The organism is Vibrio sp. A11 (assembly GCF_013048705.1).
In the GTDB taxonomy this organism is placed as follows: Bacteria; Pseudomonadota; Gammaproteobacteria; order Enterobacterales; family Vibrionaceae; genus Vibrio; species Vibrio metschnikovii.
Map to the genome: position 1 here is coordinate 247,875 of NZ_VHSI01000001.1, position 18,600 is coordinate 266,474.

The 18,600-nt window shown below is 46.1% G+C and carries 13 protein-coding genes; 6 read left to right on the top strand and 7 right to left on the bottom strand.

Annotated elements, in window-relative coordinates:
• The first annotated feature begins 86 nt into the window (after window positions 1–86).
• Window positions 87–989, top strand: a complete 903-nt coding sequence (locus FKQ60_RS01085; RefSeq protein ID WP_158144939.1) for a LysR family transcriptional regulator — start codon at window positions 87–89, stop codon at window positions 987–989.
• Between the two features lie 106 nt (window positions 990–1,095).
• Here FKQ60_RS01085 and FKQ60_RS01090 read toward each other — a convergent pair whose 3' ends face one another.
• Both FKQ60_RS01090 and hrpA read right to left on the bottom strand, forming a co-directional pair.
• Window positions 1,096–1,575, bottom strand: a complete 480-nt coding sequence (locus FKQ60_RS01090) for an outer membrane beta-barrel protein (RefSeq protein WP_072669170.1) — start codon at window positions 1,573–1,575, stop codon at window positions 1,096–1,098.
• Window positions 1,576–1,756: 181 nt separating this feature from the next.
• A complete protein-coding gene (gene hrpA, locus FKQ60_RS01095) occupies window positions 1,757–5,680 on the bottom strand; it encodes an ATP-dependent RNA helicase HrpA (protein ID WP_346009469.1) in 3,924 nt (1,307 codons plus the stop codon).
• A gap of 229 nt (window positions 5,681–5,909) precedes the next feature.
• On the opposite strand from hrpA, the gene FKQ60_RS01100 reads away from it, so the two are divergent.
• Entirely contained in the window at window positions 5,910–6,257 is a 348-nt protein-coding gene (locus FKQ60_RS01100) for a hypothetical protein (RefSeq protein WP_004395210.1), read from the top strand.
• Window positions 6,258–6,391: 134 nt separating this feature from the next.
• Window positions 6,392–6,841, top strand: a complete 450-nt coding sequence (locus FKQ60_RS01105; RefSeq protein WP_040904279.1) for a TerB family tellurite resistance protein — start codon at window positions 6,392–6,394, stop codon at window positions 6,839–6,841.
• 136 nt (window positions 6,842–6,977) lie between these two features.
• Here the strand turns inward: FKQ60_RS01105 and FKQ60_RS01110 are convergent, their stop codons facing one another.
• A complete protein-coding gene (locus FKQ60_RS01110; RefSeq protein WP_170905874.1) occupies window positions 6,978–9,053 on the bottom strand; it encodes a methyl-accepting chemotaxis protein in 2,076 nt (691 codons plus the stop codon).
• Window positions 9,054–9,167: 114 nt separating this feature from the next.
• Window positions 9,168–9,698, bottom strand: coding sequence for a 3'-5' exonuclease (locus tag FKQ60_RS01115; RefSeq protein ID WP_004395207.1), 531 nt, complete (start codon window positions 9,696–9,698; stop codon window positions 9,168–9,170).
• Window positions 9,699–10,007: 309 nt separating this feature from the next.
• On the opposite strand from FKQ60_RS01115, the gene FKQ60_RS01120 reads away from it, so the two are divergent.
• From FKQ60_RS01120 to FKQ60_RS01130, 3 genes are read left to right on the top strand one after another with little or no spacing between them, the layout of a single operon-like run.
• Window positions 10,008–10,640, top strand: coding sequence for a DUF2760 domain-containing protein (locus FKQ60_RS01120; RefSeq protein ID WP_154168102.1), 633 nt, complete (start codon window positions 10,008–10,010; stop codon window positions 10,638–10,640).
• Window positions 10,640–12,541 (top strand): Hsp70 family protein, encoded by a 1,902-nt coding sequence (locus tag FKQ60_RS01125; protein WP_170905875.1) that lies wholly within the window; start codon window positions 10,640–10,642, stop codon window positions 12,539–12,541. Before FKQ60_RS01120 ends, FKQ60_RS01125 begins: the two co-directional genes overlap by 1 nt.
• A 59-nt stretch (window positions 12,542–12,600) precedes the next feature.
• Window positions 12,601–15,405 carry an Hsp70 family protein gene (locus FKQ60_RS01130; RefSeq protein WP_004395204.1) on the top strand — a complete coding sequence of 935 codons (2,805 nt, stop codon included), beginning with the start codon at window positions 12,601–12,603 and terminating at the stop codon, window positions 15,403–15,405.
• Window positions 15,406–15,499: 94 nt separating this feature from the next.
• Here the strand turns inward: FKQ60_RS01130 and FKQ60_RS01135 are convergent, their stop codons facing one another.
• The 3 genes from FKQ60_RS01135 to FKQ60_RS01145 form a co-directional block, all read right to left on the bottom strand.
• Entirely contained in the window at window positions 15,500–16,885 is a 1,386-nt protein-coding gene (locus FKQ60_RS01135) for a heavy metal sensor histidine kinase (RefSeq protein WP_170905876.1), read from the bottom strand.
• The gene (locus FKQ60_RS01140) at window positions 16,882–17,559 is read right to left on the bottom strand and encodes a heavy metal response regulator transcription factor (protein ID WP_004395202.1); all 678 of its coding nucleotides are present in this window, start codon (window positions 17,557–17,559) and stop codon (window positions 16,882–16,884) included. Before FKQ60_RS01140 ends, FKQ60_RS01135 begins: the two co-directional genes overlap by 4 nt.
• 148 nt (window positions 17,560–17,707) lie before the next feature.
• The gene (locus tag FKQ60_RS01145; protein ID WP_004395201.1) at window positions 17,708–18,082 is read right to left on the bottom strand and encodes a DUF305 domain-containing protein; all 375 of its coding nucleotides are present in this window, start codon (window positions 18,080–18,082) and stop codon (window positions 17,708–17,710) included.
• Window positions 18,083–18,600: the final 518 nt, after the last annotated feature.

Consider the following 18,600-nt stretch of genomic DNA (forward strand, 5'->3'; position numbering starts at 1 on the left):
TATCGCGCATCACTATAAGATAACTGAATATCATTCTATCTAAAATAGGATAGAATGGGATCGTCAATTGCAAATATGGGATCATGATGAAATTAGACGATCTGGCGCTTTTTATTACGGTGGTACGCTGCGGTAGCTTCGCCTTAGCCGCTAAGCAAAAAGCCCTCTCCAGCAGCACTCTGAGTCGCCGAATCCAACAATTAGAGCATGATATGGGTAGCATCTTGCTGATCCGTAGTAGTAAAGAAATTGTTTTAACCAAAGAAGGGGAACAATTATTTGAAACCTATGCCGAGCTCTTCGCTGAAATCGAATCGAAACAAGAAATCGCCTTACGTGCCAAACAAGAATATCGTGGCACGATTGTCATTAATGCACCGATTATCCCCTTACGTCATCAACTGAGCCCACTTGCATTAGAATTTTGTCAACAACATCCCAACGTTAATATCCATTTTCAAGTCGGTGCGGGCATGGATTACTTTACGCGTCACGATATTGATATCGCTTTGCGTTTTGGTCCTCAGCCACATTCCGATTGGGTCGCTCGTAAGCTAGCCAATAATCCATCGCAGCTCTGCTCGACTCCCAGTTACGCCGCTACCTTAACCTTAAATCACCCTGAACAGTTGCAAACATTACCGCTACTGACACTGAATACCAAACAGGCTTGGGTGTTTAAACATCGGCTCACAGGAGAACAATTTCAATTTACCCCGCGAGCTCGCTTAAGTTCAGAAGAGTTAGATACGATTTTACAAGCGACACTCCTAGATATGGGAGTCGCTCGCTTACCGAAAGGATTGATTAGCCAAGAACTGACGCAGCAGCAATTAGTTCCTTTATTGTCAGAATGGGATATAGAAGGGGCTGATGTTTATTTACTGCACCCTCAACGGCGATTCTTACCAGAAAGGACCCAAGCTTTTATTGACTACATCAATGCACATTGGCCAAGAGTGGCGTTCAGTCATTGGTTAAATACATAATTGACGAGAATAAAACGCCCTTGGAGAAAAACAAAACCTCCAAGGGCGTTATCGATGATTTATCAACTGAGCGATAAACCGATTTGACGACTAACCGCTAAAGCGATTATAGAAAATGGAAAGTCGCGTTAAAGGAAAGTACACTGACGTCTTTCTTGTCGAGAGTATAACGATGGTAACCCGCGCCTACCGAAAAAGGACCCATAATAAAATATTCAGCGCCTACGCCATACATAATATCGAAACCATCATCATCTTTACTGTTGTTGATTTCTGTTTTCCATGAATGGATACCACCACGCGCATAAATATGTAAAGGACCAAAATCAATGCTTGGCTTTAGTGCGGCATACATGGTTGAAGCAGAGGTTTCAATACCGTTAATTTTAAAATCGCCTAATTTTGTGTAACCACCTTCAACCGCAAAAAATGGCAGAATTCCGGTTCCAACATGCAAATTATAAGCCGTACTGCTATCACCACGGTAATCAGATTGGCCAACCGATGCACCAGCGTAAACCAAAGCATCTGCCATTGCTGCAGAAGAGGCTCCCAATAGCGCGAGGGCAAGTAACGTTTTTTTCATAATTAACCTTTTGATAGTTGTCTGGCCGCTGCTGCTAAGCCAATGTTATGCATTACCGGAAATTATAGAATCATCTTCACCGCACCTCAAGGAACGAAAGGACAGATAGTGAATAAAGATCAATAATATATCCGCTTATCATTTGAAGTCACCGCCCGATGGGCGGTGACTTGCAGCTTGCCTAACAGGCATCAATCGCTTGTTTGACTCGTTTATCTGAAATCGGATAAGGCGTACCAAGCTGCTGAGCAAAATAACTCACTCTTAGCTCTTCGATCATCCAGCGGATCTCTTTGACCGATTCAGGCACAGCTACTCCTTTCGGAATTTTATTCAATAAGGTCTTGTATTCGTTAACCACCGATTCAATTTTCAACATATGCAAGCGATCTTTATTGGGATCAACCGGCAGCTTTTCCATCCGCCTTTCAATCGCTTTCATGTAGCGCAAAATATCCGCCAGCTTTTTCCAACCACATTCGGTGGCAAAGCCTTTAAAAATCAGCCCTTCCATTTGTGCTTTGATATCCGATAAAGCAAAAGCCATCGTGAAATCAACTTTACCTTTCAAACGCTTATTAATGTTGTAGGCGGTGGTCAAAATGGTTTCTACTTGCTGGGCAATCTCAACCACCGTATCCCCCAGTTCAGCGCGAACATATTCTTTCAGCGCTTCAAAAGCATCTGGCTGCCAAACCATGCCCCCATGCTGCTCGATAAGCTTATCAACGCCACAAGCAATACAATCATCAATTAAATCCAGCACTTTACCGTAAGGGTTAAAATACAAGCCAAGCTTAGATTTATTAGGCAAGTTACTGTGTAAGTATTTGATCGGTGATGGCACATTAAGCAAAATTAATCGTCTTTGTCCGGCTTGCATCGCAGTTTGCTGCTCACTTTCCGTTTCAAATAGCTTAATTTCAATGCTGTCTTTATTATCCACCAACGCCGGATAGGCTTTAACCTCAAAACCGCCACGTTTTTGCTGGTAAACTTTCGGCAGCTCACCAAACGACCAAGTGTGGAGATCTTTCTGCTCAATATCATCATCCGCCACTTGCGATAAGGTTTCTTGAACCTTGGCTTTCAAGCTTTCTTTCAATGCGTATAAGTCTTTATCTTCATTGAGTTTCCGATGACGATGATCCACTACCCGATAGGTCACTTTTAAGTGATCAGGTACTTGCTGCCAATTCCAATCTTCACGCTCGATAGCCACGCCTGTCATCCGCTTAAGCTCTTTTTCCAGCGCATCCAGTAATGGCATTGCTAACGGCGTGACGCGCGCTAAAAAGGCATCAGCATAGTTTGGCGCTGGCACAAAGTTCTTACGCAGCGTTTTCGGTAGCGATTTAATCAAACTGACCACTAATTGATGACGTAAACCCGGAATTTGCCAATCAAAGCCTTGCGGCTCAATTTGGTTAAGGATCGGCAAAGGAATATGCACCGTGACACCGTCACTATCAATACCCGGTTCAAATTGATAACTGAGCTTTAATTTAATTCCGTTTTGGTGCCAGAAATTAGGATAATCGAGTTCGGTGATATGGCTGGCATCGCCTTTAACCAGCATCTCTTTTTCAAAATTGAGTAAGTCTGGGTTATCATGGCTGGCTTTTTTCCACCAAGCATCAAAATGACGCCCTGAGACCACCTCCGCGCCAACTCGTTGATCATAAAATTGGAACAGCTCTTCATCATCCACCAAGATATCTCGGCGACGCGATTTATGCTCTAACTCCTCGACCTCAAGTAACAAAGCGCGATTTTGCTTAAAGAAAGCGTGTTTGGTTTGCCAATCACCTTCCACCAAAGCACTGCGAATGAAAATCTCGCGGCTCAATGGCACATCAATCGCCCCATAATTGACCGCTCGTTTGGCAACGATAGGTACGCCATAAAGGGTCACTTTTTCATACGCCATCACCGCGGCACTTTTCTTCGACCAATGTGGTTCGCTATAACTGCGCTTGATCAAGTGCTTAGCAAGAGGCTCAATCCATTCCGGTTGAATTTTGGCGACAATCCGCGCCCACAGTTTCGAGGTTTCGACCAGTTCTGCCGACATCACCCACTTTGGCTGTTTTTTAAATAAACCAGAAGCTGGGAAGATATTGAATCTTGCGTTACGAGCCCCTTGATACTCATTTTTTTCAGCGTCTTTACTGCCGATGTGTGACAGCAAACCCACCAAAATGGCGCTGTGCAGACTGTCATAATTTGCCGGCTGATCGTTGAGCTTATAATCCATTTCACGCATCGATTGATGAATTTGGAAATAAACGTCTTGCCACTCACGAACGCGCAAATAATTTAAATAATCCTGTTTACATTGACGACGAAAAGCATTGCTATTCAAGGTCTTTTGCTGCTCTTGTAAGTAATGCCACAGATTGATTAAGGTAACAAAATCCGAGTCTTCATCGACAAAACGGCGATGTTTTTCATCTGAGGCTTGCTGCTTATCACTCGGCCTTTCTCTTGGGTCTTGAATCGATAACGCTGAGGCAATGATCATCACCTCTTTTAAGCAGCCGAGCCGCGGCGCTTCCAACACCATTCGCGCTAAACGTGGGTCAATCGGTAAACGAGCCAACTGACGTCCAATCGTGGTCAAGCGTTTTTTCGGGTCGCTGATCTCAGGGTTCATTGCCCCCAACTCTTCCAGCAAGCGAACGCCATCTTGGATATGGCGTTTGTCTGGCGCTTCAACAAATGGGAACGCCTCGATATCGCCTAAGCCTAGCGCGGTCATTTGTAGAATGACTGACGCTAAGTTGGTGCGCAGAATTTCCGGATCGGTAAACTCAGGGCGAGATAAAAAGTCCTCTTCTGAGTACAGACGGATACAGATACCCTCTTCGACACGCCCACAGCGCCCTTTACGTTGGTTAGCACTGGCTTGAGAAATCGGTTCAATCGGTAAACGTTGCACCTTGGTGCGATAGCTGTAACGGCTGATCCGCGCGGTACCCGGATCAATAACATACTTGATCCCTGGCACCGTTAACGAGGTTTCCGCCACGTTGGTGGCGAGAACAATCCGCCGGCCACTATGAGGCTGGAAGATCTTATTTTGTTCGCCGGAGGATAAACGGGCATACAAAGGCACAATCTCTGTATCTCGTAACTTACGTTTTGCCAACGCATCAGCAGTGTCACGAATTTCCCGTTCACCGTTCATGAAAATCAGGATATCCCCTAACCCCTCAAGGCACAGCTCATCCACCGCGTCAAAAATACCTTCGAGTTGATCGCGATCGCTGTCCGTTTCTGCCACTAGTGGACGATAACGCGTTTCTACCGGAAAGGTTCTGCCTGACACTTCAATGATCGGCGCATTAGCAAAGTGTTTCGAAAATCGCTCAGGGTCAATGGTTGCCGAGGTAATGATCACTTTGAGATCAGGACGACGGGGTAATAATTGGCGTAAATAACCGAGAATAAAATCAATGTTTAAACTGCGCTCGTGAGCTTCATCAATAATGATCGTGTCGTACTGATTGAGATAACGATCATGTTGAATTTCTGCCAGTAAAATACCGTCAGTCATTAATTTGATTTGGGTTTGCTCAGAGATTTGATCGTTAAAACGCACTTTATAACCGACAACGCCACCAAGCTCACACTGCATTTCTTCGGCAATGCGATTAGCCACCGAACGAGCGGCGAGTCGACGTGGTTGCGTGTGACCAATCAGCCCATATTTACCACGTCCAAGTTCAGCACAAATTTTCGGTAACTGAGTAGTTTTACCTGAACCGGTTTCCCCAGCGACAATCACCACTTGATGCTGCTCAATCGCCTGCGCAATATCATCCCGCTTTTGACTAACCGGTAACTGTTCTGGGTAATCAATCGTGATTTTTTGCGCTTCTCGCTGCGAAACCACCATCATTGAACGGGCAATATCCAGCGCTATTTCATCAAAGACGGCTGTTCTTGCTTGTTCTTTAACAATTTTACTGGCACCGATGATCCGCTTATTGAGACGAAAACGGTCTTTTATCAAACACTGTTGCAACGCTTGTTGCAATGACTTGACGGTATTGGCTTTTGCCATCGTATTTTTTTCTGAGTGAGGCTGTGACTGAGTCAAAGCGTTACCTATTCTTTTCTTTGCATAAAATTAGCCGAATTGTATCACAAACTTGTTGGTCGATCGGTAATTCGTATTAAGCCAATCCTGCTGATTCGGCTCGTTAACCAGTAAAAAATGTATTTCGATGATTAATTGTTCGTTTATGGCCCATTGCATGCAAGAAGGTTTAGTTTTATTGTCATTTGGCCGCTAAAATAGAAAGATACCTAACTAAGTAGAAAATACTGTGAAAGCTTCTGAACTGAAACTAAGACTTGATGACCTGCCTGCTGATTGTGACCCTGAAGTCGTCATGGGAGAACTTTGGCTGCCCGAACGTTTAGTCGGTACTCAGCACGATAACGATATGCTGTTTTTACAATTTGATAATGCTCCAGAAGAAGGTGAAGGCGAGGAAGAGGGTCGCGGTTTTGTTCAGCATGAAATCAATCTGATCCGTGAGCGTATTACTCAATTACTCAATGAACCCAATCCACAGAGCGTTCAAGTTGAAGCTTTAGTCGCCCTACTGCTGCTTGCCCATGAACAAAGCAGTTCGGAGTTTGTAGAAATGATCAGTGACTGGGAACTGTAAGCGTTTAACTCTCTCAACGCTTGAATAAGCACCTTCTCTGCGCCATTTTCTACAACAATAAGGGAACTGTGGCAGCGTTTTATCCTCCAATCATTAACGTTCACTGGTACCGCATATAGAGAAAGGTATTTTTTATGTTCAATACTATTACCGCCTTATTTAAACAGCTCCTCGACGGGCACGATCTAAGTCAACCTTCCCCTAGCCCTAATTTTGCAATCGCTTGTTTATTGAGTGAGGTCGCCGGTTCAGATCAAAAAATAACCCCCACAGAACGACAAGCGAAGCTAGCCTTACTGCAACGTTTACTTGCAATAGACGACAGTGAAGCACAAGCTTTGATTAGCCGTGCTGAGCAACAAATACGTCAATCGGCATCATTGTATGAATTTACCTCTCAGCTACGAGAATTAACCCAAGGCAAACGATTTGAGTTAATAAAAGCGATGTGGGAAGTTGCCCATGCGGATGGTGAGATTGATCCACTAGAAGATGCGGTGATCCGTAAAACGGCTGAGTTATTGTACGTTGACCACAGTCAGTTTATTCGCGCAAAATTGATGGTTGTTAATCCGAAAAAATAAAGCGAAGTTCTCGAATTAACGCGACCTTCGCTTGATGGGTTATTTGTTTGCTGTTTTACTTTCTTTAATGTTGAATTCCACGATGACCTTGATGGGAGCTAAGCAATATGCCCATCAAGGTCTCCAAGACCGTTCGTTAGTATTTAAACTGATTTAAACGCGAGCTCACCGCACTCACTCGATTCGCCGCATCACGACTCTCTTGATTGGCGGCACTGGCACCATGATCAATTTCATTCGCCGCATCATTAATCGCCACAATATTACGATTCACCTCTTCAGTCACCGCCGCCTGCTCTTCTGCTGCGGTGGCGATTTGGTGGGCCATGTCTTGAATACGTTCACTTTGCGCGCGAACCTCTTTTAAAGCATCAACAGCACGTTGTGATAACGCTTGGCAGTTATTACTCTGTTCACGACTTTCATTCACTGTGGCCACCGCTTTTTTACTGCGCTGACGTAAGGTATCAATCATGGTTTGAATTTCATCGGTAGACTGCGCGGTGCGCGTGGCAAGGTTACGCACTTCGTCAGCCACCACGGCAAAGCCGCGTCCCTGATCACCAGCACGCGCCGCTTCAATCGCTGCGTTTAATGCCAATAAGTTGGTCTGCTCAGAGATGGCTCGAATGACATCCAAGATTGACCCCACTTGCTCACTTTGCGCTTCCAGCTCTTCTATCTCTTGCGCAGATTTAAGAAGATCATTAGCTAAACGTTTCAAGCCTTCGGCACTTTGTTCTACTTCGCGCTGGCTTTGGTTAATTTCTTGCTGAGCTTGAGTCACGGCGCTGGCCGTCTCTTGAGCATTGTCGGAAACACTGTGCGCGGTAGAAGACATTTCATTGGTTGCGGTTACCACTTGCTCTATTTCTGCTCGTTGATGTCTAATCTGATCGACGCCCTGTTTCGCATAAGAAGCCGAACGCTGCGTGCTTTCCGTTAAGCCATCCATTTGCTGAGCGACATCAGAGACTATCGAGCGAACATTACCGACAAAGGTATTTAAATGATGAGCCAATTGCCCGGTTTCATCACGGCGATCAATTTTAATGGTTTGGGTTAAATCACCTCCAGATTGGGTGAGTTTTTCAACCAAACCAACCAGCTTTTGAATCGGACGGCTGATTGATAATGCCATGACCCACATGGCGATAATACCTAATAAGATGAGTAAACCACCGACCCAAAGCTGACCTTGTAGGTTAGCGGAGAAGCCTTGATCTAATTGCTGGGAGATCACAGCGGCCTGAGCTAATGCCACAGAAACCGGTAATATCACAATCACTTCCCAGTTATCATTCACGCCATGAGCACGAAACTGCGCTGATGCGATCACTGAATTATCTTCAATCCGGCTTTGTCCAACCACCCGCTTACTGATCAACTGAGCGACACCTGTCTGTTGAAGAGCTTTACCAACATTAGCGGCTTCAGAGCTGTCTGCACTCACGATATTTTTCGGGCTAAGGATGAGGACTCGCGCTTGACGATCAATATGCTTTTGGGTATCGGCAGCGATGCGTTGCAGGAAGTTTAACGAATAATCGACACCAACCATCCCCGCCGCTTTACCATTAACCATCACAGGAGAAACAAAAGAACTCAACAAGGTTTGTACACCTTGGATATCGTAACTTGCAGGATCAATCACGCAATTTCTGCCCGTTTCGATGGGGCATAAATACCATTCAGAATTACGTACGCCTGTCGAAGAAACGGTTTTATCGTACATATTACCTAATGGACGCATCCCTAGTTGCCCCGAAGCAGAGCGATTCCAGTAGGGGGCGAATTGACCATTATCTTTGCTATGCGGTAAGCCGAGCGAAAAAATATCATCACCATCGAATTGATGCGCTTCCCAACCGGTATAAATACCTAGCAAGTCGGGATGTTGAAGAAAAACACTGCGTAACATCTCAGTGACCACTTCACGAGAAGGACGCTCACCTTCTAAGCTACTCGATAATGACTGTGAAATGAGCATCGCTTGGTCAAAACGACTTTTCACTCCTAACGCTTCTTGCGTTGCAATAAGCTGCATGTTTTGTAACGCTTGACGGCGCAGCTCTTGATCGACCTGTTGATTAACGGAAGCCGATAAAATTTGACTGCTATGATAACTAAAACCAATCACCGCAAGGGTGATTGATAAAAGGGCTAACACACTAAAGGTTAAAACCTGTTGGCGAATACTGGTAAATTTCATCCTGATAACCTTACTTATCCATTGATTACTACCAGTTTAAGTCAGATTTTTCCTTTGAGCATTGTCATCGCGTTTTTATTGAGAGATTTGCCATATAAATAGGTCGATGAATGTTTAAAACATCGTTAATGCCAGTTTTGCCAGATTGTAAGCATCGACATAACCGGAATGCTGACGTCCTTCCCAATCAATACCCTGTGCTTCTTGCGCCGCTCGATGCCCGATTCGTTTATCTTTTAAACGATGTTGAAGACGATATAAGGTCGCTAAATTGATGCATTCGTGGATCGGCATAGGCAGACCTTTTTGCGCGCACTCTTTGGCTAAGATCAAATCGTCTCTTCCCCAACACGCATAAATTTTCTTACTGCCACCAAAGTTTTTCACCATCGACCGCAACACATCGGCAAGGGGGCGGCCTTGTTTAGCCACTTTACGCGGAGTAATCCCCGTTAGTTCAACGCAAAACTCAGAAATTTTATCCTGCTCTGGTTGTACATAATATTGAGCTCGCTTGACGATTTTACCCGCCGTAAGATCGATTTCAGCCAACCCCACTTCGATGATCTCTCCGGTAGTGCCTACGCCGTTCTCATTCCAGCAACACATTTCGAGGTCAAAACACACCACTCGGTTGTAATTCATTCGTTTATTCCGTGACTGATTGTCAATAAACCACAAATACTACCCAACTCTCTGCCAAAACTCGACGATTAAACCGTAGCACCACGATTGGTTGCCGCAATTTTAAAACGATTGTCGACAAACTCGGCAAATCACCACGTTGAGCGCTTAAAAAGCGAACGAATAGTCGCACTCTCACCCTGAAAACACCGATTTAACCATGCCTCATCGGTTGAATATGCTAATATCTGCCCTTATTTATCAAGCTATTCTGATCATCAAAATACTGCACCACGCTGTATTTGTTAGACCTAATATTGAGAATTCATCATGAACTTCGATTTAAGCGCTATACCAACCACCGTCGACATGCTCCACGCTGTCCTTGCTATTTTCAGCTTATTTGCCCTGTTATTACTGATTCTTCGTAAACCGCGTGTGATAGAAACCATCGTTGAAAAGCCGATTGAGAAGATCGTCGAAGTGGAAAAACCGGTGGAGAAAATTATTGAAGTCGAAAAGATTGTTGAAGTAGAAAAAATCGTCGAAAAAGTGGTCGAAGTAGAATCCAAGCTTGCCACCACATCCACTGACTCGGCACTGCAATTGCTGGCCATTTTGCAAAAAGAAGCCCGCTTCATTGACTTTTTACAAGAAGAACTCAGCGCATTCTCTGACGAAGAAGTCGGTGCAGCGGCTCGCGTTATCCATTCGGGCGGTCAAAAAGTTCTCAAAGAATACTTAACGTTAGAGCCAATTCGTACTGAAGAAGAAGAGACCCGCATCACCGTTGAACAAGGGTTCAACTCGCAAGCGATTCGTTTGATCGGCAACGTGACCGGACAAGCACCGTTTACTGGTACGTTGATCCACAAAGGGTGGAAAGCCAGCGCACTACACTTGCCGAAACTGGCCGAGCATTATGATCCCTCAATCATTGCCCCAGCAGAGGTGGAGCTATAATGGAACATCAACACGATCTCTCCACGCAACCATCAGCAACTTTTAGTGTCGGTATTGATTTAGGTACGACTCACTGTGTGCTTGCCTATAGTGATACACGCAACGAACACGCGAGTGTGCAAGTGATGCCGATTCCTCAGCTCAGCGCACCGGGTAGCGTCGAATCGCTCAATCAGCTTGGTTCTTTCGTCTATCAACCCCATGAACACGAAATGAATCCAGCGTCTCGTGTATTGCCATGGACAGATAAACCCAATGCCTTAGTAGGAGCGATTGCCCGCAACCTTGGCGCTAAAACGCCGATTCGCTTGGTGGCCAGTGCGAAATCTTGGTTATGCCATGGCGGTGTGAATCGTCGTGAAACATTTTTACCTGCAGGCAGTCCCGAAGAAGTGGAAAAACTCTCCCCTCTACGCGCCACCGAGCTTTACCTTGAGCACTTAAAACAAGCGTGGGATCACACTCATCCCGAACATCCGCTCTGTGATCAAGAAGTAACCATCACCGTACCCGCCTCGTTCGATCCGGCAGCGCGAGAGCTCACGGCTGAAGCGGCGCGGAATATTGGCTTAACCCATTTGACCCTACTCGAAGAGCCTCAAGCCGCACTGTATAGCTGGATCGATAATAGTCATGATCAATGGCGTGATCAGGTCAATGTCGGCGATATCGTACTGGTGGTGGATATTGGTGGCGGAACTACCGACCTATCACTGGTTGAAGTGACCGAAGATGAAGGAACACTAAGTTTACAACGCATCGCCGTCGGTGAGCATATTTTGCTCGGTGGCGATAATATGGATCTCGCTCTTGCCTACCACTTAAAAATGAAGCTGGCCAAAGAAGGTAAAGATCTACAACCTTGGCAAGTGCAAGCGATGACTCACGCTTGCCGCGATGCCAAAGAAGCGTTATTGAATGATAGTCAACGACAAGCGATGCCGATTGTTGTGCCAAGTCGCGGATCCAAACTGCTCGGTAGCACATTGAAAACCGAGTTAACACAAGATGACGTTCAGCAAATGCTGATTGACGGCTTCTTCCCGAAAGTGACGATTAATGATCATCCGCAGCAACGTAGCCGTGGCGCATTAACCCAAATGGGCTTACCTTATGCGCAAGATGCAGGTATTACTCGCCATATTGCCGCGTTTCTTGCCAAACAAGCTAACGCAACCACAGAGGCAACAGACCAAGAATTCAATCCGTTTCTTGGTGGCATGCCCGGCCAATCATCACCGTCAAACGCTTTTATTAAGCCAACCGCGATATTGTTTAATGGCGGAGTGTTAAAATCCTCTCTCTTAGCTGAACGTTTGCAGAACACCATTAATCAATGGCTAGTCGAAGCCAACGCTCCAATCGCTAAACGCCTGACGGGCGTTGACTTAGACTTAGCCGTTGCCAGAGGTGCCGCTTATTATGGTGTGGTTCGCCGCGGTCAAGGGGTGCGTATTCGTGGTGGTATAGCTTCGAGTTACTACGTGGGTATTGAAAGTGCGATGCCAGCAATTCCCGGTATGGCTCCGCCAATGGAAGCACTCTGTGTTGCACCGTTTGGTATGGAAGAAGGTTCTAGCGTCGACGTCCCCAGCCAAACTTTTGGTTTAGTGATTGGTCAACCGGTTAACTTCCAGTTTTTTGGCTCAACAACTCGCCGTGACGATGCCGCAGGCACCCATCTGGATCATTGGCAAGATGACGAATTAGAAGAACTACCGGAGATCCAAGTCACTTTACCGGTATCAGAAGGCCGTCGCGAAGGTGAAATTGTCCCTGTCACCTTAGCTGCACGAGTCACTGAGTTAGGAACGTTACGCCTTGAGGCCATCGCCGCTGATAATGGCCAAACGTGGCATGTTGAATTCAATGTCCGTGAAGAAGCGCAACCGACCGCTTAGTCATCCATTACAAAAACGGCACTTTCAGAGTGTCGTTTTTATTCATGAAAAGGGTTGTCATGACATCTCCTCGTTTTCTGGTGGGCATTGACTTAGGCACCACCAATACTGTCGTTGCTTATTGCGAGCTAACCACGGATTTATTACATTCACCCGTGGCTTTGTTCGAGATCGATCAATTAATTGGGCCCGGTGAAGTGGTGCGTAGACCGTTATTGCCTTCTTTTCGCTATCACCCAGCAGCAGCGCAAGTCAACGCCGCCGATCTTACCCTACCTTGGGAACATCAACCGGTCAGTGGCGATCTTCCTCAGGTAATCATTGGTGAATGGGCCCGAGCGCTCGGTGCCAAAGTCGAAGGTCGCCAAGTGGTGAGTGCCAAAAGCTGGCTGTCTCATCCGAGTGTCGACCGACACTCCGCCATTTTACCTTGGGCTGGAGCGAGTGATGTCGATAAAGTCTCACCAGTGATTGCCAGTGCGAGTTATCTCAACCACATCCGTCAAGCGTGGAATCACCGCCATCCGGGAGATCGGTTAGAAAATCAAGAAGTGGTAGTCACCGTGCCAGCCTCATTTGATGAAACAGCCCGTCAACTCACCCTCGATGCTGCGCAATTGGCAGGTTTATCTACCATCATTTTATTAGAAGAGCCACAAGCCGTTTGCTACGATTGGTATACTCGTCATTCCGCTACCGCCAGTGAGCAACTGAGCGAAGTCCCTTTGATTTTAGTTTGTGATGTCGGCGGCGGCACCACCGATTTGAGCTTAATTGAAGCCAAACACCAGCAAAGTTTAATCCTCAATCGTGTTGGTGTCGGTGAGCACCTCATGCTCGGTGGTGATAACGTAGACCTCGCCCTCGCCCATCTTGCGGAACAACATTTCAATACGAACCAAAAGCTGAGCGCTGCAAGCCTGAGTAAATTGATTCAACAAACACGGCAAGCAAAAGAGCAACTGCTGTCTACCAATCCCCCAGACAATGTAAAAATCACCCTATTAGGCAGTGGATCTAAATTGCTCGGTGGCAGTAAAAGCGTCTCGCTCACTCGCCAAGAAGTGCATCAGATTGCTTTAGAAGGATTCTTTCCACGGTCTGAATTTTCACGGCTGCCTGATAAGCGGCGTCGTGCGGTGGTCGAATTTGGCTTGCCCTACGTCGCTGACCCTGCAGTGAGTAAACATGTCGCCGAATTTCTTCACCAGCATCAATCTGTTGCGCTATCAGCACTCAATCAGCTCGATACCACACAGCCAGCAATACCCGTTGGGTTGCTGCTCAACGGTGGGGTTTTTAATAGTCCATTAATTACCGAACGTCTTACCCAATTGCTGACCGATTGGCGAGGGGCGCCAATAACCGTATTAGATAACCCTCACCCTGATTTAGCCGTAGCGCTTGGTGCTGTCGCGTTTGCCAAGGCTCGACGTGGTGCACAGCTGAAAATTGGCGGCGGATCTGCTCGCTCGTATTTTTTACATCTTCCCGAAAAGAATCATTTAGGCAAAGCATTGTGTTTACTCGCTAAAGGCAGTGAAGAAGGGCAAGAGATCCGCTTAACTGGTCGGCGCTTCTCGTTAACGTTAGGCGAGCCTGTCCGTTTTAACCTTCTTACCTCCAGTTACGATACGATTGATGAAAAAGCGCCAATACAAAATGGGATGCTGATCAACATTGAACCGGAACGATTTACGCCTTTACCGCCCTACATTACCAGCCTCGAAGGTGAAGGGGCCGTTTTACATGCCAACCAAAAAGAGCGCATTGAAGTACAACTGGCCTGTCAGCTAACCGAAGTTGGTACATTGAAAATAGAGTGTGTTCACGTCGACGATGAAAGTAAACGCTGGGCATTAGAATTCGAAGTTCGTCAGCAAACCGAAGCGATGCAGCAACCAGCCTCTCTTCATCCTCGCTTATCGGAATGCAAAGCTTTAATCGCCCGTTTGTACAGCGGTAATACCAAAAGTGCAGCGAATAACGAGATAAAAACCTTAACCAAAACCCTTGAGAAACAACTGGGCAAACGCGATGAATGGGATTTCACCACCCTGCGCCATTTATTTGATGTATTAGCCCAAGGACGTAAACGTCGCCGTCGCTCAGAAGCACACGAAAAACATTGGCTACGCTTGGCTGGGTTTACATTACGTCCAGGTTTTGGTGATAGCACCGACCCATGGCGCATCGATCAGGTATGGGGTCTCTATCAGCAAGGTATTCAGTTTCAAAATCAACAAGGTTGGAGCGATTGGTGGGTATTTTGGAGGCGAATTGCAGGGGGATTAAACCAAAGCCAACAAGAGCAAATTCTAGCCGACATTGCCAAATACTTGCATCCCGGCGCGATGAAAAACCCACAAACGGCGAAAGCAGCGCAAGAGATGGGCTACGAAGCGATGGTGCGCCTTGCTGCATCGTTAGAACACCTGGATGTTGAAGATAAAGTTCTGCTCGCGTCTTGGTTTTTGAATAAAGCCCTCAACCAAACCAACTTCGCTCAGGCTCACTGGTGGGCATTTGGCCGACTTGCCTCACGCAGTCTATTTTATGGCAGCCAACACACCGTTATTGCGCGAGAACAAGCAGAACAATGGTTACCCACTCTGCTTGAGCAAAACTGGCAACAAGAACCGATGATTGCTTTTGCCACCGTGATGATGTGCCGTAAAACGGGTGATCGCTTGTTTGATATTAGTGATTCCATGCGTCGCGATGTGTTAAGCAAACTGAAACACAGTAAGGTTCCGGATGCATGGGTAGCTCTGGTCGATAGCGTCAGTGAGCTTTCTGCCAGTGAGTCAAAACGTGTCTTTGGTGATGCTTTACCGTATGGCCTACAGCTGATTGAACATTAATCGTCAGTTGTAACGAAGGTGTTGATAGACTTTAAGATCGATAAAGGACAGTCACGGTAGCTGTTCTTTATTATATTGGTATTTTCACCGCTAGTTATGGATGAGCGGGGAGCCGTATCGTGAATGTCGTTTGCTGGGGATCAGACTCCAGTATAATCTCACCTTGATGAGCCTCAACGATTGAACGGGTAATAGAAAGACCGAGACCAGAGCCATCGCCTTGACGTAGACGAGAAGGATCGCCTCGATGAAAGCGCTCAAACACCAAGGGGATATGATCGCGAGGGATTGGCTCTCCCGGATTACTCACTAGAAGGTGAACCTGATGATTAACCCTTTTTATCGTCACCGTAATCACGTGTTCAGCGGGAGCATGTCGAATCGCGTTAGATAAAAGATTAGACAGTGCTCTTCGTAACATTAAGCGATCACCGATCACGGAGCCCTTACCGACCAACTTCATCGTTAAGCCCTTTTCTTCTGCCAAAGCTTCGTAAAATTCAAACAGAGCATGCACTTCTGATTCAAGTGCAACATTTTGCTCAGGTTTCGGCAGCATGCCATTATCAGCCTTAGCCAAAAACAGCATATCAGCAATCATCCGGGCTAAGCGTTCAAATTCTTCTAGGTTAGAATGTAAGGCTTCTTGGTACTCCTCTGCCGAGCGAGAGCGTGATAACGCCACTTGTGTCTCGGTCATCAAGTTGGAGACTGGTGAGCGTAACTCATGAGCGATATCGGCAGAAAATTCATTCAAACGACGAAACGACTGTTCGAGACGCTCTAACATGCCATTAAAAGCTTGCACCAGTTCTTGTATCTCGCTGGGTGCCTCTTCTGTTGATAACCGTTCCCCAAGGCTATGTGCCGATAATCGCCTTGCTGTACCAGCAATCGTTCGCATTGGCGCTAAGCCTTTATGGGCGGCCATCCAGCCGAGCATCGCCGCAAATAACGTTGCAATACCAATCCCGATGCCTAATTGTAAGCGTAGGGTATTAAGAAAATGCACGTGATGAGAGATATCTAACCCGACCAAGACATTAACGTCGCTAAGCTCTGGTAATGACACAGAAAACTGAGTGGCGATACCAATAAAATCCGCCCCAGAGGCATCGCTCCATTTGAGAAAAGGTTGCTTAGAGGTGACTAAATGAGTCTTAATCGGCTCAAGGTGTTCAGCACGCAGAGCATATTGCCATTGCTGATCGGCAATAGCGATCAAAATGGCAACATTATCATGCCCTACAAGGATCTCATTGATTCGGGGCGATAAGGTGTCAAGTGAGTGATGAGAATTCGCCGTCGATAGGAGTCTTTCTACAGTAGCCAGCTTGGTTGCTAGCTCATGGCTATCTAATTCATCGAAATGGAGGGACACTGAGCGCTCAATTAACACGCCCATGATGATCAATAGTCCACCCGCCATCAGAGCAAACAACACCGCCAGTCTAACGGTTAGAGATTGCGCCAATTTCACGTCTCGTCAACCTCAAGCACGTACCCCATTCCTCGAACAGTACGAATTAACTTTGGCTCAAAGGGGTCATCAACTTTCGCTCGTAAACGACGCACAGCCACTTCAATCACATTCGTATCGCTATCAAAATTCATATCCCATACCTGAGAAGCAATAAACGAGCGCGATAAAACTTCACCTCGTCGGCGCAATAATAACTCTAATAAAATAAATTCTTTCGCTGTTAAATCAATTCGTTGTCCATTTCGTATCACTCGACGTTTCACCAGATCAAGCGCTAAGTCTGCTGCCTGTAAGTGATCGATCTTTTGCGTTTTCCCTCTTCTCGATAAGGTCCGAACTCGAGCAAGCAATTCGGAAAAAGCAAAAGGCTTGATGAGGTAATCATCAGCACCCAATTCAAGCCCATGCACACGATCTTCAACGGCATCCCGCGCGGTCAAAAACAGCACCGGCATATGATATTCAGCACGACGAATCGTCTTTAACACACCCCACCCATCCAGTCCCGGCAACATAACATCCAATATTAAGAGGTCATACTCTCCTGTTAATGCCAGATGTAATCCATCAATGCCATCACGTACCAGATCAACCACAAAACCGGCTTCACTTAACCCTTGCTGTAAATAATCGCCGGTTTTCTTTTCATCTTCTACGATCAAAATTTTCATCATTCGCTACTACAGTTCAGGACAGGTGGCGTTATGTTCTCGTAAACACCAAACGATAACAATACTTAACGAGAACATTGTCGAAAAGGATCGTATCACTAGGGTCTGTTGACCACACAAACAGACCCTAAGCATAAGCTTTAACGAATTAGTTAAGGCCTCGTTCCGCTAACCATTGTTGCATCATGCTAATTTCCTCTTCTTGTGCTGCAATGACCGCTTGCGCCAAAGCACGAATTTTAGGATCGCTACCGTGCTCTAATACCACTTTCGCCATCTCAACCGCACCTTCATGGTGAGGGATCATTCCGCGCACAAAATCCACATCGGCATCACCGGTAAAATTGATATTCATGGCTTGGTGCATTTGATCATTAATGGCCTGATAAGCCGCAATCGACGCTGATTGTGCCGATGGGGCAGCCATCTTTGTATGGTGTTTGGCATGTCCATCGGTGGCCGCAAAAGTCACGGCACTAAACATCACCAAGACACTGGTCAATAACCCTACTTTACGTAACATAAATACCTCGATATAAACGTAATGAAAATGTTGCCATTGCCTGACAACTCAACATTGATCACAACCCAAAGTACAATCTGCTTTGGTCGCTGGAACAAACTAATCATAGTCTACGCTGCCTGTCAGTAACATGACCTGAAGATTACATTCTTGTCATCTATACCCAAACGACTTGGAGTTGCAGGTAGGCGGCAAGTGACTGACAAATTTGTCTGGAACAAATTTGAACAGCCGTAGGCTGGCCTTTGGTGAGAGCCACGGATGGCTCTCATCATCCCCATGAGCGTAGACAAACGATGTGATTGGGGTGAACGAACGTAGCCAACACCGCTACAGATTCAAGTAGGAAAGGGATAACGAGTACCTAAACTCATCATTAAGCGTCACTGCCGTGATTCACAGTATTAGAAAGAACACTCTACAACCGACTAACACTCTATAAAACTGGATGCATTCAGCATAGACGAGGATATTTCGGCATAAAACCACTTTTTATTCACTGTTTTATGCCGTTTTTT